This window comes from Streptomyces sp. N50, assembly GCF_033335955.1.
Lineage (GTDB): Bacteria > Actinomycetota > Actinomycetes > Streptomycetales > Streptomycetaceae > Streptomyces.
The window spans coordinates 258,417-284,504 of sequence record NZ_CP137550.1; the positions used below are offsets into that span (position 1 = coordinate 258,417).

The 26,088-nt window shown below is 70.8% G+C and carries 25 protein-coding genes and 2 pseudogenes; 7 read left to right on the forward strand and 20 right to left on the reverse strand.

Annotated features, from left to right (window positions below; all coding sequences use genetic code 11):
• Positions 1–336: 336 nt before the first annotated feature.
• The 6 genes and pseudogenes from R2B38_RS45990 to R2B38_RS46015 form a co-directional block, all read right to left on the reverse strand.
• Entirely contained in the window at positions 337–717 is a 381-nt protein-coding gene (locus R2B38_RS45990) for a nuclear transport factor 2 family protein (protein ID WP_318022160.1), read from the reverse strand.
• Positions 718–751: 34 nt separating this feature from the next.
• A complete protein-coding gene (locus tag R2B38_RS45995; protein WP_318022161.1) occupies positions 752–1,162 on the reverse strand; it encodes a nuclear transport factor 2 family protein in 411 nt (136 codons plus the stop codon).
• 2 nt (positions 1,163–1,164) lie between these two features.
• Positions 1,165–1,974 (reverse strand): MBL fold metallo-hydrolase, encoded by an 810-nt coding sequence (locus R2B38_RS46000; RefSeq protein WP_318022162.1) that lies wholly within the window; start codon positions 1,972–1,974, stop codon positions 1,165–1,167.
• 44 nt (positions 1,975–2,018) lie between these two features.
• Positions 2,019–2,627: a DsbA family protein gene (locus R2B38_RS46005; protein WP_318022163.1), complete on the reverse strand. Its 609-nt coding sequence runs from the start codon at positions 2,625–2,627 to the stop codon at positions 2,019–2,021.
• A 155-nt stretch (positions 2,628–2,782) separates the two neighbouring features.
• Complete coding sequence (locus R2B38_RS46010) at positions 2,783–3,277, reverse strand: MarR family winged helix-turn-helix transcriptional regulator (RefSeq protein ID WP_318022164.1); 495 nt, start codon at positions 3,275–3,277, stop codon at positions 2,783–2,785.
• Between the two features lie 396 nt (positions 3,278–3,673).
• A pseudogene (locus R2B38_RS46015) lies at positions 3,674–3,885 on the reverse strand (LLM class flavin-dependent oxidoreductase); the annotation flags it as partial.
• A 346-nt stretch (positions 3,886–4,231) separates the two neighbouring features.
• Between R2B38_RS46015 and R2B38_RS46020 the strand changes: the two are divergent.
• On the forward strand, positions 4,232–4,780 hold the full coding sequence (locus R2B38_RS46020) for a SigE family RNA polymerase sigma factor (protein ID WP_318022165.1): 549 nt from the start codon (positions 4,232–4,234) through the stop codon (positions 4,778–4,780).
• A 19-nt stretch (positions 4,781–4,799) separates the two neighbouring features.
• Positions 4,800–5,525, forward strand: a complete 726-nt coding sequence (locus R2B38_RS46025; RefSeq protein ID WP_318022166.1) for a hypothetical protein — start codon at positions 4,800–4,802, stop codon at positions 5,523–5,525.
• A 652-nt stretch (positions 5,526–6,177) separates the two neighbouring features.
• Here the strand turns inward: R2B38_RS46025 and R2B38_RS46030 are convergent.
• Positions 6,178–6,870 carry a TetR/AcrR family transcriptional regulator gene (locus R2B38_RS46030; protein WP_318022167.1) on the reverse strand — a complete coding sequence of 231 codons (693 nt, stop codon included), beginning with the start codon at positions 6,868–6,870 and terminating at the stop codon, positions 6,178–6,180.
• 860 nt (positions 6,871–7,730) lie between these two features.
• Here R2B38_RS46030 and R2B38_RS46035 point away from each other — a divergent pair.
• The 3 genes from R2B38_RS46035 (at position 7,731) to R2B38_RS46045 (ending at position 10,167) form a co-directional block, all read left to right on the forward strand.
• On the forward strand, positions 7,731–8,009 hold the full coding sequence (locus R2B38_RS46035; RefSeq protein ID WP_318022168.1) for a hypothetical protein: 279 nt from the start codon (positions 7,731–7,733) through the stop codon (positions 8,007–8,009).
• Between the two features lie 293 nt (positions 8,010–8,302).
• On the forward strand, positions 8,303–8,932 hold the full coding sequence (locus R2B38_RS46040) for a hypothetical protein (protein ID WP_318022169.1): 630 nt from the start codon (positions 8,303–8,305) through the stop codon (positions 8,930–8,932).
• Between the two features lie 407 nt (positions 8,933–9,339).
• Complete coding sequence (locus R2B38_RS46045; protein WP_318022170.1) at positions 9,340–10,167, forward strand: FkbM family methyltransferase; 828 nt, start codon at positions 9,340–9,342, stop codon at positions 10,165–10,167.
• A gap of 422 nt (positions 10,168–10,589) precedes the next feature.
• Here the strand turns inward: R2B38_RS46045 and R2B38_RS46055 are convergent.
• Positions 10,590–11,200 (reverse strand): annotated as a pseudogene (locus R2B38_RS46055) (TetR/AcrR family transcriptional regulator); the annotation flags it as partial.
• A gap of 57 nt (positions 11,201–11,257) precedes the next feature.
• Here R2B38_RS46055 and R2B38_RS46060 point away from each other — a divergent pair.
• Positions 11,258–12,157, forward strand: a complete 900-nt coding sequence (locus R2B38_RS46060) for an alpha/beta hydrolase (protein ID WP_318022172.1) — start codon at positions 11,258–11,260, stop codon at positions 12,155–12,157.
• Positions 12,158–12,408: 251 nt separating this feature from the next.
• Here R2B38_RS46060 and R2B38_RS46065 read toward each other — a convergent pair whose 3' ends face one another.
• From R2B38_RS46065 to R2B38_RS46085, 5 genes are all read right to left on the reverse strand, one after another.
• Entirely contained in the window at positions 12,409–12,981 is a 573-nt protein-coding gene (locus tag R2B38_RS46065) for an SRPBCC domain-containing protein (protein WP_318022173.1), read from the reverse strand.
• A 78-nt stretch (positions 12,982–13,059) separates the two neighbouring features.
• Positions 13,060–13,752 (reverse strand): alpha/beta fold hydrolase, encoded by a 693-nt coding sequence (locus tag R2B38_RS46070; RefSeq protein ID WP_318022174.1) that lies wholly within the window; start codon positions 13,750–13,752, stop codon positions 13,060–13,062.
• 40 nt (positions 13,753–13,792) lie between these two features.
• The gene (locus R2B38_RS46075) at positions 13,793–14,236 is read right to left on the reverse strand and encodes a type II 3-dehydroquinate dehydratase (RefSeq protein ID WP_318022175.1); all 444 of its coding nucleotides are present in this window, start codon (positions 14,234–14,236) and stop codon (positions 13,793–13,795) included.
• Positions 14,233–15,597, reverse strand: coding sequence for a cation:proton antiporter (locus R2B38_RS46080; protein WP_318022176.1), 1,365 nt, complete (start codon positions 15,595–15,597; stop codon positions 14,233–14,235). Before R2B38_RS46080 ends, R2B38_RS46075 begins: the two co-directional genes overlap by 4 nt.
• Before the next feature lie 207 nt (positions 15,598–15,804).
• Entirely contained in the window at positions 15,805–16,560 is a 756-nt protein-coding gene (locus R2B38_RS46085) for a thioesterase II family protein (protein ID WP_318022177.1), read from the reverse strand.
• Between the two features lie 239 nt (positions 16,561–16,799).
• Here R2B38_RS46085 and R2B38_RS46090 point away from each other — a divergent pair, with 239 nt between their 5' ends.
• Positions 16,800–18,386 carry a bifunctional 3-(3-hydroxy-phenyl)propionate/3-hydroxycinnamic acid hydroxylase gene (locus R2B38_RS46090; protein WP_318023070.1) on the forward strand — a complete coding sequence of 529 codons (1,587 nt, stop codon included), beginning with the start codon at positions 16,800–16,802 and terminating at the stop codon, positions 18,384–18,386.
• 205 nt (positions 18,387–18,591) lie between these two features.
• Here R2B38_RS46090 and R2B38_RS46095 read toward each other — a convergent pair whose 3' ends face one another.
• The 7 genes from R2B38_RS46095 to R2B38_RS46125 form a co-directional block, all read right to left on the reverse strand.
• Positions 18,592–19,497 (reverse strand): ROK family protein, encoded by a 906-nt coding sequence (locus R2B38_RS46095; RefSeq protein WP_318022178.1) that lies wholly within the window; start codon positions 19,495–19,497, stop codon positions 18,592–18,594.
• A gap of 15 nt (positions 19,498–19,512) precedes the next feature.
• Complete coding sequence (locus R2B38_RS46100) at positions 19,513–20,211, reverse strand: HAD-IA family hydrolase (RefSeq protein WP_318022179.1); 699 nt, start codon at positions 20,209–20,211, stop codon at positions 19,513–19,515.
• Positions 20,208–21,311, reverse strand: a complete 1,104-nt coding sequence (locus R2B38_RS46105; RefSeq protein ID WP_318022180.1) for a Gfo/Idh/MocA family oxidoreductase — start codon at positions 21,309–21,311, stop codon at positions 20,208–20,210. The genes R2B38_RS46100 and R2B38_RS46105 overlap by 4 nt, the downstream gene beginning before the upstream one ends.
• The gene (rifK, locus tag R2B38_RS46110; protein WP_318022181.1) at positions 21,308–22,468 is read right to left on the reverse strand and encodes a 3-amino-5-hydroxybenzoate synthase; all 1,161 of its coding nucleotides are present in this window, start codon (positions 22,466–22,468) and stop codon (positions 21,308–21,310) included. The genes R2B38_RS46105 and rifK overlap by 4 nt, the downstream gene beginning before the upstream one ends.
• A gap of 225 nt (positions 22,469–22,693) precedes the next feature.
• Complete coding sequence (locus R2B38_RS46115; RefSeq protein WP_318022182.1) at positions 22,694–23,587, reverse strand: shikimate dehydrogenase; 894 nt, start codon at positions 23,585–23,587, stop codon at positions 22,694–22,696.
• Positions 23,584–24,969, reverse strand: a complete 1,386-nt coding sequence (locus tag R2B38_RS46120) for a 3-deoxy-7-phosphoheptulonate synthase (RefSeq protein ID WP_318022183.1) — start codon at positions 24,967–24,969, stop codon at positions 23,584–23,586. Before R2B38_RS46120 ends, R2B38_RS46115 begins: the two co-directional genes overlap by 4 nt.
• The gene (locus R2B38_RS46125) at positions 24,966–26,036 is read right to left on the reverse strand and encodes a 3-dehydroquinate synthase family protein (protein WP_318022184.1); all 1,071 of its coding nucleotides are present in this window, start codon (positions 26,034–26,036) and stop codon (positions 24,966–24,968) included. Before R2B38_RS46125 ends, R2B38_RS46120 begins: the two co-directional genes overlap by 4 nt.
• Between the last annotated feature and the right edge of the window lie 52 nt (positions 26,037–26,088).

Here is a 26,088-nt window from a genome sequence, read left to right on the forward strand (position 1 = left end):
AGGCGGTGAGCGGCCCGAGCGATCCGCTCCTTCTGGACCGCCGATGGCAAAGGCCAGGTTTTCGGTGGCCCTGATGAATGAGCGGAAGGCGGGCGGGAGCAGCGCCGGATGGCTCCGTAGGTAAAGGGGTGCACCCCGCCCGCGGCGGACCGAAGATCCAGAAGATGTCCGTGGCCCGTTTACCAGGACGACGATGTGGTTCGCCTCAAGCAGCCTCAAGAGTGGGCTGTGTGCCGCGACATGTGCGGCGACACAGGGCGGGGTGGTTCGGAGGTTGACGGCGGGTCGCACGGCCCGTGAGGCGGACCGGTCCCGGCGCGGCTGCGGTCGCGGAATTCAGAACATGGTGTTGTCGTTGGCCCTCCGCTCGGGCACTTCCTGGATGACGTCCCAGTGCTCGACGATCTTTCCGTCGGCCAGCCGCCAGAAGTCGGCGACGGCCATGCCTCGGTCGCCGGGCTTGAGGTGCAGGTTGCTGTGGGTGACGACCAAGTCCCCTTCGGCTACGGCCCGCTTGATGTCCAGGCGCAGGTCGGGGAACTGACCGCGCAGCCAGCGGACGTAGCCGACGAATGCCTGCGGACTGTCCTGGGCCTCCGGGTTGTGCTGGGTGTAGTTCTCGCCGAGATGCGCGGCGGCGGCCTGCTCCGGTTGGTAGTCGTTGAACGCCTGCTCGTAGAACGCGATGACGAGCGCCTTGTTGTCGGCAGCGGACATGCGCCTCTCCTGTCTTCGGGTGCTGGACATGCGTCTAGAGGGTCATGGCGTCGCGGACCAGCGCGGTGTCGACGAACTGCTCGAATCGGACGATGTGTCCTGCGCGTACGACGAAGTGGTGGGCGACGCGGACGTCGATCGGCTTCCCGGTCGTCTTGTTGGTCGCGGTGTAGCGGGCGAGGACGACGACGTTCTCGCCGTCGACGACGTAGGTGTCGTCGTGAGCGGTCCAGCCGTCCCAGTCCTGGCCGAGCTTCTCCATCACGCCCGCGGTGACGCCGTCGGGGGTGCGGTACGTGCCGGCGAGGGGGAAGCCGGCCATCTCCGTCCACTCCACGTCGGGAGCGAGGGTGGCCCGAAGCGCCTCAAGGTCACCTGCCGCGGAGGCGAGGTACTGACGGCGTACGACATCCGCGGGGGCGGTGGAGGTCGCGAACTCGGCCATGGTCAGCCCCACTTCATCTCACCCTTGGCGACCTTCGCACCGATCTGCGCGGCGATCAGCATGCCGTTGTCGGGGTAACGCTTGACCAGTGCCTCGGTCAGCGCGGCGCCGTCGGCCGCCTTGCCGAGCTCCTCCTCGAAGGCGAGGAGGTAGTCGCGAGTGGCGATGATGGCGGACACGTCCGCCGCCGTACCGGGCAGACGGTGGCCCGGCACGACCAACTCCGGCTGCAGCGAGGCCATTTCGCCCAGCAGGTCGATCCACGCGGCACGGTCGCCCGGGGTGGGGGTGTCGGCGACCCAGACGTGCTCCTGCTGGAAGAGCAGGACGCCGCCGAGGACGGCGCGGTGCTCGGCCTGCCACAGGTAGTGCCGGTCGGGCAGCGCGGCCGGACCGCCCTTGAGCTCGAAGCGATGGCCCTCCAGGGTCAGGGTGTCGCCGGTCAGCGGTGTGAGGTCGACCAGGCGGGTGGGCAGGTTCGGGCCGAGCGCGGCCCACGCCTTCAGCTTGCCGTCGTAGGAGTGCTGGATGTGCTCGATGACGAGCGGCGTGGCGACGAACTTCGCCTCGGGGAAGGCGTCGGCGATCACCTCGGCGCCGAAGTAGAAGTCGGGGTCGGCATGACTGACGAAGACGGTGGTCAGCTTCTTGCCGGAGTCGAGGATCTCGGCGGCGAGGCGGTGGCCGTCGGCGCGGGTGAAGGCAGCGTCGACCAGCAGGGCGTCGTTCTCGCCGGTGACAAGGGTGGCGGTCTTGTTCTTGCTGCCGGCCGGGAAGTCGAGGTCGAGGACCTTGAAGGACAGGGTGCTCATGCGGGGGCTCCTTGACGCAGGGGATGAAGTGGGGCAGGGGAAGATCAGTGGGCGGCGAAGCGTGCGTCGACCTCGTCTGCGGTCGCTTGGCCGTAGGCCAGCGGGGTGACGGAGTCGCCGTCGACGGCCAGCAGAGTGGGGAACCCGGTGACGCCGAGCCGAACCGCTCGGCGGAAGTCGGCGTGGGCCGCGGTCTGTGCGCCGGGTGCCTCGAAGGCGGCGACCACGGCGTCGGCGTCCAGCCCGGCCTCCTCCGCGACCTTCCGGTAGGTGGCCGCGTCGGACAGGCTGAGTCCGTCGACGTAGAAGGCAGCCTGCAGGGCCGCGGCCAGCTCCGCCGCGCGGTCGGGGGCGGCCTGGCGCAGGGCGGCGACTCCGCGGGCGGCGGCATCGGAGTCCATCACGAAGGAGCCGTCGGCGATCAGCCGCTCGTAGGCGGCGCCGAACTCGGCGCCGGTCAGCTCGGCGATCTTGGCGTTCGCGCCCTGGACGTAGCCGAACTGACGGATGGGCATCTGACGCGATCCGGTGAACAGGCCGCCGGAGACGACCTCGACCGGCAGTTCGGGGTGACGGGCTGCGACCTCGCTCAGTGTTCCGGAGAACCCGTGCGACCAGCCGCAGTAGGCGTCGAAGACGTAGACGAGCTTCATCGAGGACCTCGGCAGGGATGTGCACCCGCGGGTTGCGAGCGATTCACCTGACAGAACAGTATCTGACGCATCAGATATTTCAAGGTTCGTGTGAGGTGAGGCACATGAGTGTGGCTGACCACGTCCTTACACCAGCGTGACCACTGGTCCGCAGGTCAGGGCAGTCGGGGCAGCAGGTCCCGGGCCGTGTGACTGAGGATGCGGAGATCCTCCGCGAACCGCTTCCGGTCCGCCGCGGGCAGCGGGTCCACGAGGTACCGCTTGATGTTCTCCAGGTGCACCCGGGAGGCGCGTACGACCGTCTCCTCGCCCAGCGGCGTCAGCCGCACCAGCTTTCCGCGCCGGTCGTCGGGAGAGTCCGCACGCGTCACGAAACCCGCCGCCTGCATGCGATCCACCACCCGGGTGGCGCCCCCCGTGGTCAGCACCTGCTCCTGGGCGATAGCCCGCATGGAGAGCCCCGGCTCGCCCGCACGCCCGAGGATCAGCAGCACCTCGAAGACCAGATGACTGATGCCGCACTCCACCTCCAGCGCCCGGCCGAGGATGTACTCCAGCCGGTTCGCCGCCCCCTGCAGCCGCCCGAACGCCAAGATGAGTTCGTGGTCGGCGGCCTCCTTCGCCGTCCTGATCTCAGCTTCCTCACCCACGGCCGCGCCGCCCCTCTCGTCGTCCCGGTACCACCGTACCGATCACGCAGGGACAGGCAGGACAGCCGAGTCGGCTGGACCAGTCTCGCGACGACAGCCCCATCCGTTACCACAGCGCCGTAACGTCGGGGCGGCGTCCACGAGTCCGCCACCACCGATGCGTCCCGGGGCGAACACGAGGCTCGCGATCGTCGCCCGTATCCGTCGCCGACACCGACTTCCGCACGAGCAACCTGAGAGCTCCGGCCACCTCGGGACCGGCGATGGAGTGCGCATTCCCTCGAGAGCCGACCAGGAGAAGGCGGAGCCGGCTGATCCGCCGGGCATGTGAGGAGGCCTGACCACCACGGTGCCGATCCGACCCGCGCACAGGCCGACGGAACACTCCGCGCCGGCCTCCCGGAGCTGCTTCACCAGCGCGTCCGGCTCGGCGGCGTACGAGCGGCAGAAGATCGCCCTGGTCGTGTCGTCGATCATGCCGACCTGGTCGCGCGAGTTGCGGTCATTGCCGAAGTAGACCCGGTCCATCTCGTCGGTCAGAGCGAAGATGCTGCGGCTACGGACACCCGCGGCTCGCTCGCATGACCCGCCTCCTTGTACGCCCCGCGATCTCACGGAGAACCTGCTGGGCCTCTGCCCGAACTGCCACGTCCTCTACGACGTCGGCACATACGTCCTGAGCGACGACCGCACCATCGCCATCGTCGACACCATCAACGACCGCCGGGAAGCCGAAGGCTACGACGGCCTCCTGGGCGACATGTTCGAAGCCACGTGCAACCCGCGCGCCCTTCCGGGGGTGTTACTCACGGAAGTTCGCGCTCACCGACCGGAGCGCGGAGCACGACCTGAAGGAAACGGGGAAGCCGGGGTGTGCGTATGACCAGCCCTCGTACGCCTGCCGCCTCTGGGCGGCGGGCTGCGGACAGAGCGGACCGGGAGGCGGCCGACAGGATGAGAACGGGCCAGGAGGAGAACCCGCCCGAGGCGGACGCCGACGTGGGGGACTTCGAGACGTACGCAACCGCCCGCTGGTCGTGGATGCTTCGCTTCGCCTATCTGCTGACCTACGGCGACCACCACGAGGCGGAGGATCTCGTCCAGACCACACTCGCCAAGGTGTACCTGCGCTGGGATCACATACGCACCCTCGGAGCGCCCGACCGTTACGTCCGCCGCGCGTTGATCAACAACAACACCACGCGACAACGTAGACGACGGGTCGTACAGCTCCTCACCCCGCATCTGACCGAGCCGGGCACATTCGCCGACCACGACAGCTACGACACCCGCACCGAACTCCTCGCCGCGCTCGCCACCCTCCCGCCCCGCCAGCGCGCCGTCGTCGTGTTGCGCTACTGGGAGTGCCTGGGAGAGCAGGAGACGGCGGACATCCTCGGCTGCTCGGCCGGCACCGTGAAAAGCCAGGCGAGCCGGGCACTGAAGAAACTGCGCGGCTGCGCGGTCCTGTCCGACTACGCCGCGACAGCGGCACAAGGCTGAAGGGGAAAGGGCCCACACGATGACGACCGACATGTCACCGCAGCCGCCGGTACCCGAACTGTGGCAGGCACTCGACGACGCCGCACACGGCTGCGCCCCACCGTCGTTCCCCCACGAACGGATCATGCGGCGCAGCCGCACCATCGCACGACGACGCCGTTGGGCGGCGGCGACCCTCGGCGCGGCCCTGCTGGTGCCCGTGGGGATCGGGATCGCCGCCCTGTCCCATCCGACGGCCTCGCACAGCGTCACCAGTACGAACCCCACACCCGCGCACTCCCCCACCCGGCCCGCGTCGCCGAGCCCCCGGACGGAAGTGCGGATCGTGAGCCCCGGGGAGAAGGTCCAGGCCGGACTCGGCGTCTGGTACCTGCTGAAGCCCAGGGAGTTCTGCGACGCGACCCCCGGTCACGACAAGCCCATCTGCGTGGGCTACCTCGACGTCAACCAGCCGGGCGCAGTACCGATGACCATGAACGTGCACCCGCTCGCCCACGGCACCGTGTACATCCTGGCCTATACCGGTAAGACCCCTGCCGCCAGGATCACCATGACGCTCAAGGGCCGGACCACCGAACTCCCCATCGTGCGGCTCGCCGGCCGGCCGGCCTATGTGAGCACCTACGCGGTCGGGCCCCCCGGGGCGATCTCGCAGACGCAGAAGAGCACGGAACAGGCCAACCGTCCCGTCTTCCGAACATACGGCACCGACGGCAAGGTGCTGGCAGAGATGTCGTCATTCTGAGGAGAGCCCGCCCCGGCGAAATTCTGAGGAGAGCCCGCCCCGGCGAAGCCAGCCCGGCTCAACCCGGTCGGGCTACTCAGAAAGGCGGGACCATCCGGGGTTCCTCGCACGCCGGTTGAGCTTCCGGTGGACGCAATCTGCCCGAGCGGCACGGTCCATGGCACGCCCTGAACACCCGCTTCCGCCACTGAGCCACGGGGGGGCACCTTCGAGTGGACGCACCGTGCCGTCCAGGCACGTGAGGATATGGCGCACGACATCGACAAGCCGGCGGCGGTCGACTAGTCCGGCATGCGAACCCGCCAGGCAGGCGTAGCACGAAAGAAAGACTCCGCCGGCCCGGCCCCAGACGCTCCCCGAGTGGCCTGACCGGCAAGATTCACCTGGCTTGCGCCACCCCTGGCCGCCCACTCGCCTTCACCATCACGGATGGGAACACGTAGGACTGCACCGAAACGCCGCAACGTGGTGGCACGTTCCAAGCCCGCAGTCGACGTCAAGGCTCTCCAGTTACGCCCGGTGCCGTGCGGCTGCGGGTGCCTCCGTCAGTTCCACGAACGCCGACACGGCGCCTTCTCCCGCTCCCGCATTCCGCCACCATCCGGCACAGCCGCCGCTACCGCCGGCACCGGTCCCAGGGAAACCTGGTGCTTCAGTCCGCAGACGTCTCCAACGGCGTCGGCGGGGCTGTCATCCTCTTGGCGAGGAACTCGCGCACCCGGTCCTCGACTTCATCGAACTGCCGGCCCGGGGCCGCGAAGCCACGGAAGAGGGTTGTGCAGTACTCACGAGAGAGGGACTCGGCATCCCACTCGCCGTCGACTCTGACCCATTGGTAGGTGTGGTTGTGCATGTTGAGGAACTGGAGTGTGGCCAGCCTCGGGTCCAGCTCGCGGAACGAACCATCCTCCATCGCAAGCACGAGAAGCCCCTGCACAACGTCCTCGAACTCCCGGCGCTGGCCCAGCAGCCGGGCCAAGTTGGCACCGTCGAGGTTCCGGTAGTCGTGCTCGTAGACCCAGACGTGATCGAGCCTGGCGAGGATGTTCTCCACCAGCGTCTGCGACAACATCCGCAGCTTCAGGACCGGGTCGGCTTCCACGTCCGCGATCCGGCGCGCGGAGGCCAGCAAGGGTCGCATGACCCGGTCCTGGATCTCGACAAGAAGGTTCTCCTTCGAGCCGATGTAGTAGTACAAGGCACCTTTCGCCAGTCCGACTACGGTTCCCAGCTCAACGATGCCGGTCGCCGCGTAGCCCTTCCGCGCGAACAGGGCCGCCGCCTTGTCGATGATGTCCTGTCGTCTGACCTCGTAGTCCGGGCCGTGTCCTGGTGGTCTCCCCATAAGGCGTCACCCTAAGCCGTCCCGCCAACGACCGACCCTGCCGACATGATCTTGAGCCTTGCCCCTCGACCTCGGACTCACCGGACACTGGATCCAGACGACCTGAGAACAGACGTCCCATGGTCATGAAAGGGTCAGCCCGGACAGCAGCCTGTACTCCCCACCCCTCAAACCGCTGGACACCAAGAACACCACGCACGCGCCGTCCGACGGCAGCCTCGTCGCGGTCCCCACCCTGATGGGCATCCCGGCGCCAGCCGGCAACCGGATTCTGCGCCGGACGCGGGCCGCGTCGCCGCCCTCGGCGACTCAATCACCGACTGTCCCGGATCGACATCGAACGCGAACGGGAACGGGAGTGTCGATCGGGCGACCGCGGGCCCTGCCCACCACGAGAGCAGGGCCTGTCGGTATACGGGGAAATCCAGGCGCGGACGGCCGCGCGCTGCCACGATCGCGCGCCATGAGCTGGCGAAGCCTTCTGCCTGCAGACCGAGTGTCACCGCCTCGCGCGGGGCGACCAGCCATACCGCCGTGGTGCCGGACATTCCACTCGGCACCATCCGGCCGCATTCCTCTACTTGCCTGCCGTCTCCTGCCAGCGGGCTCGTCCCGGAGTCCGCCGAGCGGGTACGCGCGGGAGATACACACCTGCCTCGGCGCCGCTGCCCCGGTTCACCTCCGTCGCCGCTGGCTGCTGAGTCTGCACTGCGCCCTGCGCCCTGCGCGCCGACATCGGCGGTCGTGTCCGGCCACCGGCGGGGCTTCTGCGCAACACACGCCTGCGCGGGTACCGGGAGCTGAGACAGGAACTGGCCCACGCCGGCTGGCTGGAGCCGCTGGTTGCCAGGTCGGCCCCCGTGCAGCTGCGGCTGCTCCACGCTGCGGTCCTCGGCCGGGCGCTCGGCCGCCGCGCCCGCCGACGAGCAGCTCACTGGGCGCCGCACCCCGCCCCGCTCACCCTGCCCACGGCACGGCACGCCCTGCGACTGGCCGCTCTGGTCCTGGCCGCACACACCTCTCCCAACGCCGAATACAACACCGCCCTGGACATCCTCGCCCGCTTGTGCGGGCTCCCTCCACAGCAGGCCGGAGAACTCCTCGATCGGCTGGTGACAACGGGCACCCTGACAACCTGACATCACAACCGTGAGACCGAGGAGTCAGACAGACAGCTGTCTCAGTCTCTGCGCACGAATCCACCCTGCAACAGGTCCCCAAACGCACCAGCCGGCTTGGCCTCGACTTCCGCGTCGAACAGGGGACGCCGCTCGAGAGGAACAACTGGTTCCGCCTGTCCGTAGTATCTCTATGCAGAGTCATTTTGCGGCAGTTACAGCGTCCGTGCCGCCAGTACAGCACAGAGGAGCTCTGCCCCCGTTCAAGGCCGCTCCCGTCGACCACCGCCGCACACCGAGGAAAGGTCAGCACCATGTCCGAGAGCACGACTGGCACCACGGGACTGACATCCCAGTACATCGCCCAGGTCGCCGGCGACCTCGAAAGCAACCTCAAAGAGCAGGAACGTATCAACGCCGAGGTCGCCGCCCTGCAGCAGCAGCTGACTGCTCTGCAGCAGGACCACAGTGCGCTGGTCAACATGCAGCAGGCGCTCGGTGTCACGCATGACCCGGATGAGTCTTCGACCACGGCCGAGAGCACAAAGGCGCCCGCTCTCCCACAGAAGCCCCAGGCCGCACCCCCCAACAAGCGAAGGGCTCGGAAGACCACAGCCGCGCAGGAAACGACAGCCGAGAAGGCGGCCACGCCCAAGGTCGGCACGACAGCGAACCGGCCCACCCTGGTGGAACTCATCCGCCGCCACCTCACCGAGCAGAACGAGCCGCGTTCCGCCGCGGAAATCTCCACCGCGCTCAGCAAGACTCATCCCGAGCGTGGCATCAAGACCAAGGTCGTACGCGTCACTCTCGAAGGGCTCGTGGCCAAGAGCAAGGCCCAGCGCACCAAGCAAGGCGCCTCGGTCTACTACACCTCTCCCGACGCGCCGGAGCCGACGGCTGCGCCCCAGGCCGAGGAGAAGCCCAAAGGTACCGACCGCTGAAGTCACGGGGCAGTAGCCCAGACCACCACAGTCAGCATTCGCTGCCGTCTCGATCCGCAGGGCACGGCACAACATCGTCACTGGATTCGTTCTGTTGGGCTGGGTGTTCCCCAGAGCACGGGCCGCCAGCGTTGGCTGTGTGAGGTCTCGGGACATGTTTGACGGTTTGCCATCAGTAGGTGTTTGACGTACTGGTGTGCGTCTCAGGAGATGCTTGACGCCTTCTGGCTGTCCTCGCGTTTGGACACGACCCGGATTTTGCTGACGGGGCCGGGATTCCTCCGCTCCTTGACGGCGATCTCTTCGCCTTCGTGGAGGATGCGGAAGTGACGCGGCCGAAGCGGGGCGTGCGGGGTGGTTTGTTGGCCCCACCCCTGATACATCACCTTGTCATGACCATGAGTGCTATGGAACTGCACAGCATCAACCGCTGGGAGGCGTCCTTCCTCCGCGCGGAGGTGGACAGCTACTTCACCCACGGCATCGAGTGCACGCCGGGCGCGACGGTCCTCGACGTGGGCGCCAACATCGGCGTGTTCTCGGCCGCCGTCTATGAACGGCTGGACGGAGACGTGCGGATCTACGCCTTCGAGCCGATGCCGCCACTCCACGCGACACTCGAACGCAATGCCCGCGAGTTCTTCAACGGACGTCTGACCGCGCTCCCCTACGGCCTGGCGTCCCGTGACGACGAGCTCGACTTCAGCTACATTCCGGCCGCCACGATCTTCTCGTCCTCCTCTCGGGATCAGGGGAACATCGAGGACGAACGGCGCCGGGTCACCGCCAGCGTTGTCGAAATGATCCGCCAGGGCGGCCTGGGACCGGTCCTGCGCCGCGTACCCGCCCCCGTCCTCACTCTCCTCATCGCCCGCAAGCTGCGGGTGCTGCGGCGGCTCGAGACGCACCGGGTGAAGGTCAGGCCCCTGTCATCGGTGCTCGACGAGCAGCGCATCGACCGCATCGACCTGCTCAAGGTCGATGTGGAGGGCGCCGAACTCGAGGTGCTCAGAGGCATCGAGGAACGGCACTGGCCGCTGATCCGCCAGGCCGTCGTCGAGGTGGAGCGCTGGCAGGACAACCGCGACGCGGTCTGCGAGATCCTCCGTACACACGGCTTGGCCGTCAGCACCGAGCAGGACTCGGTGCAGCGGGCCGGCGACATCGGCATGGTGTTCGCGGTCAAGCCCGAACCACGCGCAGCAACAGGTACTCAAGGCGATGTCACCGCCTGACACAAAGAGGTTGATCGATTCCGATGGCCTTGTCCGGGGCGGGAGTTGGGCGTGCGGTCCGATGTGGGGCCGTCGCCGTGGATCGTGCGGGATGAGCCGCAGGACCGCCTGGAGCCGTTGCTGCCGCAGGAGTTGAGCTGCGACGCGGGCACGACGTGCCGGCTCCGGTCGCGGGACGGGAACGAGGGCGGCGTCCGGCAGCGACTGCCCAAGATCCCGCAGGCCGAGCCGAACACGGACTCACACCCGAACCGGCCCCACAACGCGCTCGACTCCCCCACGTCCGGACGTCAAAAGAAGGGTGCGGAACACGGGGCCGGCCCAGGTCGCCACACCACTGACTCCGGAGCCCTTTGACCAGACGGGTTCACCAGCATCGAGTCGCGACGGCGGCACGGACGCGAACGAACCTTCCCGTCTGTCGCGCTAGCGCGGCCCGACGGTTCGGCCGGTCGGTTCGGCACAGCTTCGGCATTCTTGGCGGCCGCTGCCGCGACGGTTGCCAGATCTTCGCCCGAGAAACCGGCGCGGCTCAGCACCGCCAGGGATTTGTTCGTCGCCAGCGTGCACAACGCCAGCTCTGCCGCCTCCTGCTCACCGGCCCCGCCGCCAGCAACGCCTGCTCCAGCATCGCCCGCAAACCGTCGATCATGGCGCGGACCATCGCCCGACCCTCCGCGTCGAGGGCCGGGATTTGCGTTGCCGACACCGTGAGCAGGCAGCCGTCCGGGACCGTCGGGTCGGCGATGCGGTTCAGGGCGACCTGCAGATAGGCGGTCACAACGGCGCTCGGGCTCGGGTGCGGGCCGGACAGTGCCTGCTCGTACAGCGGCTGGTAGGTCTGCGCGTAGCGTTGGAGGCTTTTGCGGAAGAGGGCGCTCTTGTCGCCGAAGGTGCCGTAGAGCGAGCCCCGGCCGAGGCCCGTGCCCTCGGTGAGGCGATCGATCGAGGCCTCCGAATAACCCCAGCGCCAGAAGACGTGCATCGCACGTCGTAGCGCCTCGTCCACGTCGAACTGCTTGCGGCCTGCCATGGACGGTCACTCTACACATCTTGTAACGATCGTTCAAAGATGGGTAGGGTCCCCGGCATGACAAGCCTGCGTTCACTGCGACTGCCCGACGGATTCCCCGACGCCTTCACCAGCCGCCTCGTCGAGGCGAACGGACTGCGGCTGCACGCCGTCACCGGCGGGGACGGCCCGCCCCTGCTCCTCATCGGCGGATGGCCCCAGACCTGGTACGCCTGGCGGGAGGTGATGCCCGCGCTCGCCCGCCGGCACACCGTCGTCGCCGTCGACTCACGCGGCGCCGGGCTCTCCGACAAGCCCGACGACGGGTACGACGCCGGCACGCTCGCCGCCGACCTGGCCGCGCTGATGACCGCGCTCGGGCACGAGCGGTTCGACGTAGTCGGCCACGACATCGGTACGTGGACCGCATACGCCCTCGCCGCCGATCACCCCGCGCGGGTGGGCCGACTCTCCATCGTCGAAGCGGTGATCCCCGGTCTCACGCCGTCCCCGCCGTTCTTCGGCCCGGACGCGGCCAACCTGCGGCTCTGGCAGTTCGGCTTCAACCGGCTCACCGACCTCAACGAGGAACTGGTCCGGGGACGGGAACGGCTCTTCTTCGGCTGGCAGTTCGCCACCAAGGCCGCCACGCCGACCGCGATCCCCGCGTACGCCGTCGACGTCTACGTCGACGCGATCACCGCGGATCCTCGCGCGCTGCGGGCGAGCTTCGCGTACTACCGGGCGCTGGACGAAACGATCGCCCAGAACGAACGGCGCGGCAAGACCCGGCTGGCGCTGCCGGTGCTCGCCGTCGGCGGCGCACTGTGGAGCGGAGCGAGTGCCGCCCAGACGATGCGGCTGGCGGCCGACGACGTCACGGAGGTCGTGCTCGACGACTGCGGCCACTACCCGGCCGAAGAACAGCCGGCACGCTTCGCCGAGATCCTGGAGGACTTCCTCACGGCCGACCGGTAGCAGACACGCCACGCGGCCGGACTCCGTGAACGGCAGGCGGAGCCTCACACACCTCGCCGTCCGACGGCAACGACACCTGACTCCTCCGGTTCAACTGCCCGCTCGCCAGGGGGACTTATGTGATGGCGTGCCCGGCTGCACCACTCCACGGGACGTGATCTTCGATTCGTGGAAGCTGCTTCATCCTGGTACGCGACGGCCTGCCGGCCACGGTTCGCACTGCGCTCCGGCACCCCGATGTGCCCGCCTGGTCAGTTCTCGGGGTCGCGGAGGCCGGCAGGGGACCACTGGGGTGTTTCCTCGGCCACCCGCCTCAGGCCGTTGAGGAGCAGTCGGGTGGCGCCTCGGATGTGGGCGAAGTCCTGCTCGCCGTCCGGGCCGGTCAGCACGAGGTAGGTGTACTGCTCGATCCAGTCCAGCCGGGTTCCGCCGTCCTGCGCGGCCAGCCGAACGGTCACCAGGGACACCCAGTGGCGCACGTCGTTCACGAACGCCTCGTAGACGTACACGAGATGCTCCGCCGGCTCCAGGTCGACGAACCGCGAGCGGTATTCGACCCGCTCGTCCATGTCCTCGGACAGGACGCGGTTGCGCGCCCGCTCGCCGCCGCCGACACGGAAGTCCAGCTCGTGTTCGGCGGTACGGGACGGGCCGGGGAGTTTGAACCAGCGCGTGCGCAGTTCCGGCTCGGCGAAGGCCGCGAACACCCGCTCCGGCGGGGCTTCGATGTCCACCCGCAGCTCGAACGAACCGTGCCTGACCGGTGTGTTCTCGTCGCCCGGGGAGGTGTCCGCTGTGGCGTGATCGATGTTGCCCGCACTCATGTCGGCGACCTTAACACGCCCTCCGTGCGGTGCTTGGCGGGCCGGACACCGCACGTACGAACGGAAGTTGACGGTGCGTCAGATCCAGCCGTCGAGTGACGCGAGGAAGCCCTCCAAGTCGTCACGGTGGATGCAGTGGCCGGTGTCCGCCACGTGGCGGACCTCGAAGCCGACCGCCCGCAGCTGCCCGGCGAGGTCGTCCGGTACGAGGTGGTGGTCGCCGGCACCCTGCACCAGCGAGGGGACGAGGGGCCGCTCGGGCACGTACTGGACGGCGCTGTCCAGCCAGTCCACGGCGCGGATGTCCCAGCGCGCGTACCCGGCGAGTTCGGCCTCGACGTCCTCGGGCAGCCAGCGTGGGAACATCTGCTGGATCATCTCGGCGGTGGTCGCCTTGGTGAACTGCGCGAACTCCTTGATCTCGGCCACCGATTTGTCGGTGAACCGCCACGCCGGGTCGCTGTAGACCACCCGGGAGGGGGCCAGGTCGGCCACCGCCAGGGAGAGTACCGACGCGCCGAAGGAGTGGCCGATCGCGAGATCGGCGCCGGCCGGCAGCGACTTCACCAGGTCGGCGGCGAAGAGTTCGGGCGTGTAGTGCTCGGCGTGCGGGCTGTCGCCGTGACCGCGCAGGTCCGGCATGATCACCCGGTATCCGCGCTCGGCGAGCCGTGGCGCCACCCGGCTCCAGGTGTCCGCCGACGAGATGATGCTGTGGACGAGCAGGGCGACCTTGTCACCGTCGCCGACCTCGTGGAGCGTGAGCTTCATCGTCCAGGGCTTCCTTTCCCGGCTTCTTCCCGTGGCATGGTCATCGGCTCGCGCCGGTCACGTGCAGCAGGGCGCGGGCCGCCAGGCGGTAGCCGAACGCGCCCAGGCCGACCACGACGCCGGAGGCCAGCGGGGCGATGACCGACTCGTGCCGGAACTGCTCCCGCGCCCACACGTTGCTCAGGTGCACCTCGATCCACGGGTGCTCGTAGCTCGCGAGCGCGTCCCGCAGGCTCCACCCGGCGATCATCAGAGCGCCCGGGTTGACCACCGCGCCGACGCTGTCGGGTCCGTGCTCGTGGATGGCGCTCACCAGCTCGCCCTCCGACTCCCGCTGGACGGAGAGGACCTTCCAGCCCTGTTCGTTCACCTCGTCGGCGACCGCCTGCTCGATGTCGGCCAGGGTGTCGGTGCCGTACAGCTCAGGCTCCCGGCGGCCCAGAATGCCGAGGTTGGGACCGTTCAGTAGGAGCATCGTGCTCATGCGTCACCTCGGTGTTCAAAGGTCCGAACCGCATCCGGTCCGCGGTCCGGGGTTCCTTGGGCGGCGGTAGCGGGGTCCATGCCGAGCCTGGTCTCGGCGGTCTCGTCGACGTGGGCCATCGCGTAGCGCAGGATGGGCGGCGCCATCAGGGAGGTGACAATGGCGACCAGGACGACGATCGTGTACGTCTCGGTGTTCAGGACGCCGAGACGCAGCCCGGTCATCGCCACGATCACCTCGACGACGCCGCGCGAGTTCATGCCGGCGCCGAGGGCCAGCGCCTCCCAGCGGTTGAGCCTGCTGAGCCGGGCTCCGATGAACGCGCCGCCGAACTTGCCGGCCACGGCCACGGCCAGCACGGCAACGGCCGCACCCAGGACGGCCGGCCGGGCCAGCGCGGTGAGGTCCATGCGCAGTCCGGCGGTGGCGAAGAAGAGCGGGGCGAGGACCGCGAGGACGAGGGTCCGCAGCGGTTCCAGTTTCTCCGGGTCCAGCACGCCGCTGGTGGCGATCACCACGCCGCAGACGAAGGCGCCGAAGATGGCCTCCAGATGCATCGCCTGGGTGGCCGCCGCGCTGAACAGGACCAGGACGACGACCGTGGCGACCGTCGGCATGGCGCCCTCGGAGTGTCCGGCCCACCGCAGCGCGGCCCGCACCAGCGGGCGGCCGATCACCGCCGCGAAGAGGACGACACCGACCGGGTAGAGGACGGAGGTGGCGACGACACCGGCGGTCAGTCCGACGGTGGCCATCGCGGAGACGACGGACAGCAGGAACCACCCCACCACGTCGTCCACGACTCCGGCCGAGAGGATCAGCTGCCCGATGTCACGGTGCAGCAGTTTCATGTCGAGCAGGGTCTTGGCGATCACCGGGAGGGCGCTCACACACATCGCCACGCCCAGGAACAGGGCGAAGACGGTGGGGGTGGTGCCATCGGGCACGAACGATCCCGGCAGCAGGAAGCCGGTGGCGATGCCGAGGCCAAGCGGCAGCAGCAGGCCCGCGGCACTGACCTTGGCCGCGGTGAGGCCGCGCCGCCGGACCAGGGCGAAGTTCATCTCGGCGCCGGTGACACCGACCAGTAACAGCACACCCAATTGACCGACCGCGTCCAACAGGTTCATCTGCTCGGCCCGTTGGGGCAGCAGCCAGTGGGAGAGGCCGGGCAGCAGCGGCTGGAGGAGCGACGGGCCGACCAGAACGCCCGCACTGAGCTCGCCGGCGACGGCGGGCAGGCGGAACCGCGTCGCCAGGCGCCCGAGCACCAGGGCGAGCAGCAGAAGGAACGCGACCTGGAGCAGGAATATCAGGAGGGCGTGCTGGCCGATCGACGGCACAGGGGCGGCGAGGGGCATCTCGGCTTCTCTCACGTGGAGGGTCGGCGGTCGGTCGCGCGGTCCTGCGGGCCCAGGGGTGTGCGGGCGGATCTGCGAGAGGCGGGCGAGCGGCGTTCCAGGCCGGCTCCTGGTGTGCCGTGCGGCCGCTGCCGCCGCGGAGTCACCAGGGCTTTCGCACCGTGCGGTGGGTTGCTGTGCCGGGCGCCGCGGCGCCGCGGAGGTCCATCAGGAGGGGCCCAGTCGCGCGGCCACCAGGTCGATGACCTCGGAAGCCCGGTCGGCGAGGAAGAAGTGGCCGCCCCGGAAGACCTTCACCTCACTGGGCCCGGTGGTGTGCCGCGCCCAGTCCTCTGCCTCGTCGAGGGAGACCCGGGGGTCGCTGTCGCCGGTGAGCACGGTGACCGGGCAGTCGAGACGGCGTCCGGGCTCGTGCCGGTACTGCTCGATGGCGGTGTAGTCGCTGCGGATGGCCGGCAGGATCATCGCCAGCACCTCCGGGTCGCCCAGCATCGTCTCGTCGGTGCCGCTGAGCGCTCGGATCTCGGCCACGACCTCGGCGTCGCTCGCCGCGTGCACCCGCTCGTCGCGGTAGCGGGACGGTGCCCGCCTGCCGGACGCGAACAGCCGTGCCGGCGTGGGCAGTCCGGCGTCCTGCATGCGCAGCGCCACCTCGTACGCGAGGACCGCGCCCATGCTGTGGCCGAACAGGGCCAGCGGCTTGTCGTCCAGCTGCCGCAGCGCGGCGAAGATCTCGTCCGCGAACTCGGGGATGTTGTCGATCATCGGCTCGTGGCGCCGGGTCTGCCGGCCCGGATACTGGACGGCCAGCACCTCCACCGACGGGTGCAGGGCACGGGAGACCGGGTAGAAGAAGCTTGCGGAGCCGCCCGCGTACGGCAGGCAGGCGAGCCGCACGGGGCTCTGCGGCGCGGGGTGGGTGACGCTCACCCACTTCTCGAAATGCGCCGTTGCTTGAGGCATGCCGGAAGAGCTCCTCGCGGTCGGTGGGGGAATACCGCAAGCCTAGGGTCGTGCGGACGGCCCCCGGTATCCCCAGATCTGATAGCCCTGGCCTTCGAACGGCCCGGACGCCGGTACGGCTGGTTAGTCTTGCGCCGTTCCCAGCACGGCAGTTGTGCCTGCGCCAGCCACCCTGCGACGAGGGGTTTCCCGTGCCCGAGGTGCCATCGTACGAACCACCCCCCGGCGCGCGATCCGCCATGGACGCGGACGTCATCGTCGTCGGCAACGGGCCCGTGGGGGCCGCGCTCGGGGTCCTGCTGGCCCAGCGCGGTCGGCAGGTCACCGTGCTGGAACGGCGCCGACGCCCGTACACCCTGCCCCGGGCCACCAGCTTCGACGGCGAGACGGCGCGGCTCCTCGCCGGCTGCGGGACGGCCGCGGGCCTCGGACGGATCACCGAGCCTGCGGGCGGCTACCAGTGGCGCACGGCCGCCGACGAGATCCTCCTCGACATCGCCTTCCGCACCGAGGGCCCCTACGGGTGGCCGGACGCCAACACCATGCACCAGCCGGCCCTCGAGGAACTGCTGGCCGCGCGGGCGGCCGAGCTGCCCGGCGTCACGGTGGTACGGGACCGTCAGGTGGTGGGGATCGACGAGCGGGACGAGCGGGTCGCGGTCACGGCCGAGGACGAGAACGGTGCGGCCCGGACGTTCACCGCGCGGTGGGTGGTGGGCTGCGACGGCGCCAACAGCTTCGTCCGGCACCACCTGGACGTGCCGGTCACCGACCTCGGTTTCTCCTACGAGTGGCTGCTGTGCGACGTGCGGCTGCGCGAACCGCGCGCATTCGTGCCGACCAACCTCCAGATCTGCGATCCGGCCCGGCCGACCACCCTGGTCGGCAGCGGTCCCGGGCACCGGCGCTGGGAGTTCATGCGCCTGCCCGGTGAGCGCGCCGCGGAACTGAACCGGGAGGAGACCGCCTGGCGACTCCTCGCCCCCTACGGCGTCACCCCCGACACCGCGACCCTGTTGCGCAGCACCACGTACATCTTCCAGGCCCGCTGGGCCGAACGGTGGCGGGCGGGCCGGGTGCTGCTGGCCGGGGACGCGGCCCACCTGATGCCGCCGTTCGCCGGGCAGGGCATGTGCTCGGGCATCCGAGACGTCGTCAACCTGGCGTGGAAGCTGGACCTGGTGCTGGGCGGTCTCGCCCCGGAGCCGCTCCTCGACACGTACACCGAGGAACGCCGCGCGCAGGTGCACGAGTCGATCCTGTCCTCCGTCCAGCTGGGCCGGGTGATCTGCGTGACGGATCCCGCGGCCGCAGCCGAGCGCGACGCCACGATCCTGGCGGGCCGACGCGGTCGCGGTCCCACGGTCCCGGACCCGGCGAAGCCGCTCACCCGCGGGCTCCTGCACGGGGCGGGCGACGGCTCACCCGCGGCCCCGGCCGGCGAGGTGATCCCCCAGGGCCAGGTACGCGGCCCTGGCGGCACCGGCCTGTTCGACGACGTGGTCGGCCGCGGATTCGTCCTGCTGCTCGCACCGGGCGCACACGCCGGCCTCGACGAGGAGCAGTCGGCGTTCCTGACGGACCTGGGCACACACGTGGTACGCCTGCTGCCCGAGGACGGGGAGCCGCAGGACGGGGCGGTGGCCGACGTGGGCGGCGTCTACACCGCTTTCCTGGCCCGCCACCGGGCCGACGCAGTCCTGGTCCGCCCGGACTACCACGTTTACGGGGCGGCCTCGGGCCCGGGGATAGCGGCACTGGTGGACGACCTGCGGGCCGATCTGGGCGCGGGCGTTCCGGCGGGTGCGGGAGGAAGTGGGGCCTGAGCGGGCCCGCGGCGTGAGGTCGGCGCGGCTAGGTCGTGTCCGCAAAGTCCCGCCGTCCACCCGGAGGGCGGGCCTCGCGGCGTCCGGTGCATGCTCTCGGAGTGCCGGGCGGAAGCCCTCGTACTGGTTGCACATGGGCTTTCGTCCGGTGCGGCGATCGTGCGTGCCGGGCGTCGCGAGGCAGGCGGGACTTTGGGGACACGGCCTAGATCCTTCCGGTGGCGGTTCGGGCCAGGAGGATCGCGCCCCGCAGGGAGGAGAGGCCGCCCAGGCGCGCCGCGGCGACGGGTGGGGCGGGGCGGCCCGGGCGGGACAGCGGTGCCACGTGGGTGGCTGTGCGGTCGGCCAGGTCGTCGATGCCTGCCGTGAATCCGCCGCCCAACACCACCAGGTCGGGGTGGAGCAGTTCCGTGACACCCATGATGGCGGTGGCCAGGGCCTCGCAGGTGGCGTCGATGGCGGCCACGGCCCAGGGGCGTTCGGTGCGGAGTGCTTCGAGCAGTTCCCCGTAGGCGACCGGTCCGCCGCGGAGCTGACCGGCGCGGGCCAGGGTGGCCGGGCCCGAGGCGATCGCCTGGAGGCAGCCCCGGCGGCCGCAGACGCACAGGGGGCCGCCCGGCGCGACGACCAGGTGCCCCAGTTCGAAGGAGCCCCGGCCCGGACCGGGGCAGAGCCTGCCGCCCAGGACCAGGCCGCCGCCGATGCCGGTGCCGACGCCGACGTACAGCAGATCGGCGCAGCCCGCCGCCTCCGCCTCGGCGAGGGCCGCCACGTCGCCGTCGTCCGCCCAGGCGACACCCGCGCCCGGCACGAGGGCGCCCAGTGCCGGTCCCAGCGCGAGGCCGGTCCAGGACGGCCGGCTCGGCCAGGCGGTGATCCGCCCGTCCGGGCCGACCGTGGCGGGCAGGGCGACCCCCGCCGTCCGGAAGCCCTCACCCGTACGGGCCGTCAGGGTGGCGACACCGTCCGCCAGCCGGGCCAGATCGCGGTCCGGGCCGCCGTTCTCGTGCGGCCACGCGAACAGGTGCTCCTCGGCGCGGCCGTCCGCCGACTCGGCGCGCAGGGCGACCTTCGTTCCTCCTATGTCGATGCCCAGGTACCACGGCGGCACGGCTGCCCTTTCCGGTCAGTGCCCGGGCAGGGCCGGGCACAGGGCGAGCAGGTCGGCCGGCCGGCGCAGGACGACGTCGGGGCCGGCGGCGAGCAGTTCCGCCCCGTCGTGGCAGCCCCACAGAGCGGCAACGGCGGTGACTCCGGCGCCCTGAGCGCTGGCCAGGTCCGTGGGGGCGTCGCCGATCATGACGGCACGGTCCGCGGGGACGTCGAGGAGTTCGAGTGCGCGCCGGACGATGTCGGGGGCGGGCTTGGGACGGGGCACCTCGTCGGAGCCGATCACGTGGTCGAAGTACGGGAGCAGGCCGAGGACGTCCAGCAGGGACCGGGCGCGCACCCCGGCCTTGCCGGTGGCGACGGCGAGTTTGAGACCGCGCTCGTTCAGCGTCCGCAGCAGGTCGACGACACCGTCGTACACCTGGACGCGGTCGGCGAGCCGGTAACTCTCGCGGACGAAGGGCTCCTCCATCTCCAGCGGGAGGCCCATGATGCGCATGATGTCGGGGAAGTAGCGGCCCTGGTGACGCTGATACTCCTCGAAGGGCGCCGGGCCGTCGCCGACGACCTCGGCATGGGCGAGGGCGAACGCCTCGCCCATCACCGCGAAGCTGTCGACCACGACCCCGTCGAGGTCGAAGACGACGGCCTGCCTGGGGACCGCGGGCCGCTGCCCGGTGTCCGCTCCCACGTCGCGTTCCGACGCTGTGGTCATGCGGTCCGCACCTCCTTGTAGGTGGTGGAGTCGGAGGCGCGGTCCGCCGGTCGGGCGGCGCGCGCCGATGCGTAGAAGTTCTCGACCAGCCGGACGGTGCTGCGGGCCTGGGCGACGGCCAGGCCGCGCCGGCCCGGGTCGGCCAGGAGTCCGGCGAGGCCGTCGAGCTGCCGTCCGTACTCGATGCCGATGGGCTCGGCGGGCAGCGGTAGGCGCTGTGTGGTGCCTTCCCGGGTGAGGGTGAGGACTGGTTCGGGGGCCCGGTTGGGGCTGAAGCCGAAGGTGCAGTGCAGCCGTGCCGTTCCGCCGCTGCCCTCGACGGTGACGACGGAGGCGTCCAGCGCCTCGTGCGAGGCCCAACTCGCCCGCAGCGAGACCGAGATGCCGTCCTCACGGACCAGGAAACCGCGGGCGGTGTCCTCGACGTCGCCGGCCGGGACGTCGGTGGCCCGGTCCTCGCGCCAGGCGGCGGACCAGGCACCGCTGTTGACGAAGTCGTCGGAGACCGAGCCGATCACCTGGACGACGGGGGCGGGGCCCAGGAGGGAGGTGAGGACGTCGAGCAGGTGCCAGCCGAGGTCGACGAGCACGCCACCGCCGGCCTTGCTGCGCTGGGTGAACCAGCCGCCGGGCTGCGGCACGCCGCGCGCCCGGACCCAGGCCAGGTCCACGTGGCGGATCCGGCCCAGTTCGGGCAGCAGTCCGGCGAGTTCCCGGACGTCGCCGCGGTGGGCGGCGGCACTGCCCGCGAGCAGTGTCCCGCCGTTCCGTTCGGCCGCGGCGAGCGCGTCGGCCTCGGCGCTGGTCAGGCAGACCGGCTTCTCCAGGAAGACGGAGATCCCCCGGCGGAGCAGGGCCGTGGCCACCTCGGCGTGCAGATGGTTGGGCACCGCGACGACGGCGACGTCGACCGTACGGCGGTCGAGGGCGTCCACGGTGGCGGCGGCGGGCAGGCCGGTCGCCGCCGCGGTGGCCGCCCGGGAGCGCGGGTCGGGGTCGACGACGGCGACCACCTCGAAGTCCTCGTGCTCCCGCAGCAGTCTGAGCCACAGTTCGCGGCCCGCCCAGCCCAGCCCGACGACGGCGGCCCGGACCCTCACCGGCCGGCCACGGCGTCGGCGATGATCTCGGCCGTGGTCTGCAGTGCCTCCTCGGAGGCGAGCAGGACCCGGTGGTGCAACCAGACGCAGTCGGTGCTGATCGCCTCGGTGTTCGGGCAGCTCTCGGCGAGCTTGTCGACGGTGGTGTCGGGCGCGGCCGTCTCCCAGAAGGCGTTGGTGCGGTAGATCGCCCGGAAGGCGGCGAAGGCGGGCAGGCCGGCGTCGACCAGCGTGTCGACGAGGGCGTTGCGGTCCTCCTCGGAGATGCCGGGGACGCGGAACATGGCCATGTAGTGGGAGTTCCGGTCGGCGCGCGGGTCCCCGCCCTGGGGCACGACGCCGTCGATCTCGCCGAGCAGCCCGGACAGCAGTGTCCAGCGCTGCTCACGCAGCGCGATCTGCCCGTCGAGGCGGCCCAGTTGGGCCCGGAGCACGGACGCGGAGAACTCGTTGAGCCGCATGTTGGTGCCGGCGGTCTGGTGCATGTAGCGGCGGTCGGTACGCGGACGGCCGCAGCTGTGCCGCAGGAAGGCGGCCTCGTAGGTCTCCTCGTCGGGGAAGAGCAGCGCGCCGCCCTCGCCCGCGGTCATCAGCTTGCCGTTCTGGAAGCTGAACGCGGCGACCGTGCCGAACTCGCCGACCCGTTTGCCCTGCCAGCGGGCGCCATGCGCGTGGGCGGCGTCCTGAAGCAGGGTGACTCCGGTGTCGGCGGAGAGCTTGTCCAGTGCGTCCATGTCGGCGATGAGCCCGGCCATGTGCACCGGCATGATCACCTTGGTGCGGGGGGTGACGGCGGCGGCTGCCGCGGCCACGTCGATGTTGTACGTGCCGAGGTCGACGTCGACGGGGACGGCGACCGCGCCGAGCCGCTGAGCGGCCTGCGACGAGGAGATGAAGGTGAAGGCCGGGACGATGACCTCGGTGCCCGGTCCGACGCCCAGACACTGGAGCGCCAGCTCCAGGGCATGGGTGCCGTTGGTGACGGCCAGAGCGTGCTGGGCGCCGTGGAAGTCGGCGAACTCGCTTTCGAAGGAGTCCACCTCCGACCCGCCCATGCGCCACCACTGGCCCTGTTCCAGGGCCCGGATCAGGCCGGTGCGCTCGCCGTCGTCGTACTGCGGCCAGGAGGGGAACTCCGGTGCCGGACGCGCGTTCATGTATCTCCAAATCTCCGCTTCGGACATTTTTCGGCCGATGGCCGACGGGCGACATAAAGCGGGCGGGGGACGTGGCCGACGGAACGATTCACCCCGGGGAACACACACAGGAAGGTGCGACTTTCACCGTAGGCACCGCCCGTGGGGCCCCACATCCCCCGGTCTGGTAGTCGTCGCCGGCCGGGTGCGGACCGGTCGGCCACGGGGGTGTTCGGGGTGGGTGCGTCAGCCGTTCGCGGGTGCGCGCAGGCCGAAGAACGCGCAGTAGGAGGCCACTTGGCCGGTCAGCATGTGGATGCCGTGGTGGATGTGGTGTCCGAGAGCGGCGGCCTCTCGCAGCAGGGCCGTCTCGTGGGGCTTCATGATGATGTCGGCCACCACCGACCCGGGAGCGAGCTCCTCGGGCGGGAACGGCAGCGGGTCGCCGGGCCGCAGCCCGAGCGGGGTCGCGTTGACGGCGAGGTCGCTGTCGTGCAGGGGCGGTTCGGCGGCCGCGTGGACGCGGCCTGGCCAGTACCCGGCGAGCCGGTCGACGAGTGCCTCCAGCTTGGGCAGGTCCGGGTCGGTGACGGCGACCCGGTCCGCGCCGGCCGTCAGCAGCGCCGCCGCGATGGCACTGCCCGCCCCGCCCGCCCCGGCCAGGGTGACCCGCCTGCCGCGCACCTCGTACCCGGCGCGGGCGAGGCCCGCGACGAAGCCGGAGCCGTCGAAGTTCTCGGCGAGCCAGCTGCCGTCGGGCTCGCGGCGCAGCACGTTGGCGGTGCCGGCGATCTCGACGGCACGGCTGCGCCGCTCGGCGAGCCGGGCCGCGTCGGCCTTGTGCGGAACGGTGACGAAGATGCCGTCGAGGTTGCCGATCCGCTGCAGTCCCCGGACGACCCGCTCCAGGCTGTCCGGGCGGACCTCCACCGGCACCAGCACGGCGTCCACGCCCTGTTCGGCGAACAGCGGGTTGAGCAGCCCGGGCGACCGGACCTGGGCGACCGGATCACCGACGACGACGTACAGACGGGTGGTGCCGCTGATCGGGGTCTGGGCCGGTGTGCCGGTACGAGGTCCGGAAGCGGTGTCGGTGCCGGTACGAGGTCCAGAAGCGGTGTCGGTGCCGGTTTCGGTCATCTCGGGCTCCGGGGGCGGTGGAGGGCGGGCCGCGGGGCGGCGGCCCGGCGGGCCGCGGTGAGCAACCCTGCGACGGTGTGGGCGAGTTCCATCGACTGCTCGTCGTTCAGACGGGGGTCGCAAGCGGTGCGGTAGCGGGCCGCCAGGTCGTCCTCGCCGAGTCCGCGGGCCCCGCCCAGGCACTCGGTGACGTCCTCGCCCGTCGCCTCCAGGTGCAGGCCGCCGGGGTGGGTCCCCAGGGCGCGGTGAACGTCGAAGAAGCCGCTGATCTCCGCGACGATGTCGTCGAAGCGGCGGGTCTTGCGGCCGTCCGCCGTCGTACGCGAGTTGCCGTGCATCGGGTCGCACTGCCACACCACCTGGTGGCCGGTCGCGGTGACCTTCTCCACGATCGGCGGCAGCACCTCGCGGACCCGGGCGTGGCCCATCCTGCTGATCAGGGTCAGCCGTCCGGGCGTGCCGTGGGGGTCGAGTCTGCGGACGTAGGCGAGGGCCTGCTCCGGCGTGGTGCCCGGGCCGATCTTCACCCCGACGGGGTTCGCGAGGAGTTCGGCGACGGCCAGGTGCGCGTCGTCGAGACCCCGTGTCCGCTCGCCGATCCACAGGAAGTGCGCGAGCGGGCTGGCGAGCAGCGGGTCCGGGCCGGTGGTGAACCCGGCGGTGTGGAGCGAGGCGGACTCGTAGTCGAGCAGGAGCATCTCGTGGCCGACGTAGATCTCCCCGGCCACCGGGTCCGGAGCGCGGCCGGTCTCCTCCGCGCCGCAGGCGAACCGGTCGTCGCCGGAGCCGTCGGCGCGCTCCTCCGCCGGGTCCCGCGCGCCCATCCGGCGGACGTGCGCCATCGCGCGGACCGCGTGCCCGTGGGCGAGCAGCATCCGTTCAGGGTCGGGTGTGCGGGCGGCCAGGGAGGGAGCGGCGCCGTTGACGATGTCGCCCCGGTAGACCGGCAGGCCGTGCGCGTCGACGGGCTGCGAGCGCGGCTTGGCGTACTGGCCGGCCATCCGGGCGAGCGGGACCACCGGCAGCCCGGCGGCGTGGGCCAGGACCTGCGCCATGCGCTTCAGGAGTCCGAGATTGGCCCGCAGGTGCGGTTCGTTGGTCTCCGCGAAGGTCTCCGCGCAGTCCCCGCTCTGCAGCAGGAACGCCTCGCCGCGGGCCACCGCCGCGAGCCGCTCGGAAAACCGGGCCGTCTCGGCGTCCGCCACGACCGGAGGCACGGTGCGCAGCCGGGCCAGCACCGTCCGCGCCCGGGCCTGGTCCGGCCACTCGGGCTGCTGGGCCGCGGGCCGGGCCAGGGCCGCGGCGAGCCGGTCCGCCAGCCGCTGCTCCCGCGCGACCCTGACCCGGGCCTCGCCGGCCGCTCCCCCTGATAAGTGCGTCATGCCACCGGAGCTCCCGTTCCGTGGAGGCCGGACGGCTCGACGAGCCGGCCGATCGGCTGCCGTGGCATGCGTCCGAGGACGTCGGCGACGACGTGTTCGGGCACCTCGTGGACCAGCTCCGCTCCCCCGGGACCGTCGAGGACGAACGCGAGACCGCGCAGCGCCTTCTTGTCCCGGCGCATCAGGCGGATCAGCTCGGCCGCCTCGACCCCCTCGGGCAGGGCGCCCGGCAGGCCGTAGAACTCGACGACCTCCCGGTGCTCCGCCACCCGCGCGGGGCCGATCCGGTCCAGCGCGCCCGCGAGCCGACCCGCGAAGACCGTGCCGATCGCGACGGCCTCGCCGTGCCGGAGCTCGAAGCCGCCGGCCACCTCCAGCGCGTGGCCGAGCGTGTGGCCGTAGTTGAGGATGTGCCGCAGCCCGGTGTCCCGTTCGTCGGCCGAGACGATGCCCGCCTTGAGGGTCACACTGGCCGCGATCTGCTCCGCGAGGCCGAGCCCGCGCAGGTCACCGGCGCCGATGAAGTGGCAACGCGCGATCTCCCCCAGGCCGTTGAGCATCTCGCGCCGGGGCAGGGTGGCCAGGTAGTCGGTGTCGCACAGGACGGCGGCGGGCTGCCAGTAGGCACCGACCAGGTTCTTGCCCGTGGGCAGGTTGACCGCCGTCTTGCCGCCGACACTCGCGTCGACCTGGGCCAGCAGCGTCGTCGGCAGGTGCACCACCGGCACACCCCGGTGGTACAGGGCGGCGGCCAGACCGACGACGTCGGTGGTGGTACCGCCCCCGCAGGAGACGACGGCGTCGTCACGGGTGAGCCCGAAGCGTACGAACTCCGCGCACAGCGCCTCGACGGTGGCGAGGTTCTTGTCCCGCTCGCCGTCCCGGGCGGGCAGCAGCAGGGTCTCCACCCCGGTGTCGGGCACCCACTCCGCGGGCCGGGCCGACACGACGGCGACCCGCCGGGCGCCCAGACCCCGGATCACCTCGGCCAGCGAGGAACGCACCCCCGAGCCGATCAGCACATCGTACGAACGCTCACCGATGGTTACCGGTATCTGTTCTCTCACGCCGCCTCACCCTGTCGTGTCGAAGCCGGTCATACGCCGGTGCGGCCGTCCC

Coding starts and splice junctions, on each gene's coding strand:
- R2B38_RS46085 (WP_318022177.1), bottom strand. CDS start 16,560: ATGCCTCAAGCAACGGCGCATTTCGAGAAGTGGGTGAGCGTCACCCAC.
- R2B38_RS46005 (WP_318022163.1), bottom strand. CDS start 2,627: ATGAAGCTCGTCTACGTCTTCGACGCCTACTGCGGCTGGTCGCACGGG.
- R2B38_RS46115 (WP_318022182.1), bottom strand. CDS start 23,587: ATGACCGAAACCGGCACCGACACCGCTTCTGGACCTCGTACCGGCACC.
- R2B38_RS46060 (WP_318022172.1), top strand. CDS start 11,258: ATGACAAGCCTGCGTTCACTGCGACTGCCCGACGGATTCCCCGACGCC.
- R2B38_RS46075 (WP_318022175.1), bottom strand. CDS start 14,236: ATGAGCACGATGCTCCTACTGAACGGTCCCAACCTCGGCATTCTGGGC.
- R2B38_RS46080 (WP_318022176.1), bottom strand. CDS start 15,597: ATGCCCCTCGCCGCCCCTGTGCCGTCGATCGGCCAGCACGCCCTCCTG.
- R2B38_RS46065 (WP_318022173.1), bottom strand. CDS start 12,981: ATGAGTGCGGGCAACATCGATCACGCCACAGCGGACACCTCCCCGGGC.
- R2B38_RS46025 (WP_318022166.1), top strand. CDS start 4,800: ATGACGACCGACATGTCACCGCAGCCGCCGGTACCCGAACTGTGGCAG.
- R2B38_RS45990 (WP_318022160.1), bottom strand. CDS start 717: ATGTCCGCTGCCGACAACAAGGCGCTCGTCATCGCGTTCTACGAGCAG.
- R2B38_RS46020 (WP_318022165.1), top strand. CDS start 4,232: ATGAGAACGGGCCAGGAGGAGAACCCGCCCGAGGCGGACGCCGACGTG.
- R2B38_RS46090 (WP_318023070.1), top strand. CDS start 16,800: ATGGACGCGGACGTCATCGTCGTCGGCAACGGGCCCGTGGGGGCCGCG.
- R2B38_RS46070 (WP_318022174.1), bottom strand. CDS start 13,752: ATGAAGCTCACGCTCCACGAGGTCGGCGACGGTGACAAGGTCGCCCTG.
- R2B38_RS45995 (WP_318022161.1), bottom strand. CDS start 1,162: ATGGCCGAGTTCGCGACCTCCACCGCCCCCGCGGATGTCGTACGCCGT.
- R2B38_RS46000 (WP_318022162.1), bottom strand. CDS start 1,974: ATGAGCACCCTGTCCTTCAAGGTCCTCGACCTCGACTTCCCGGCCGGC.
- R2B38_RS46030 (WP_318022167.1), bottom strand. CDS start 6,870: ATGGGGAGACCACCAGGACACGGCCCGGACTACGAGGTCAGACGACAG.
- R2B38_RS46100 (WP_318022179.1), bottom strand. CDS start 20,211: ATGACCACAGCGTCGGAACGCGACGTGGGAGCGGACACCGGGCAGCGG.
- rifK (WP_318022181.1), bottom strand. CDS start 22,468: ATGAACGCGCGTCCGGCACCGGAGTTCCCCTCCTGGCCGCAGTACGAC.
- R2B38_RS46045 (WP_318022170.1), top strand. CDS start 9,340: ATGGAACTGCACAGCATCAACCGCTGGGAGGCGTCCTTCCTCCGCGCG.
- R2B38_RS46040 (WP_318022169.1), top strand. CDS start 8,303: ATGTCCGAGAGCACGACTGGCACCACGGGACTGACATCCCAGTACATC.
- R2B38_RS46120 (WP_318022183.1), bottom strand. CDS start 24,969: ATGACGCACTTATCAGGGGGAGCGGCCGGCGAGGCCCGGGTCAGGGTC.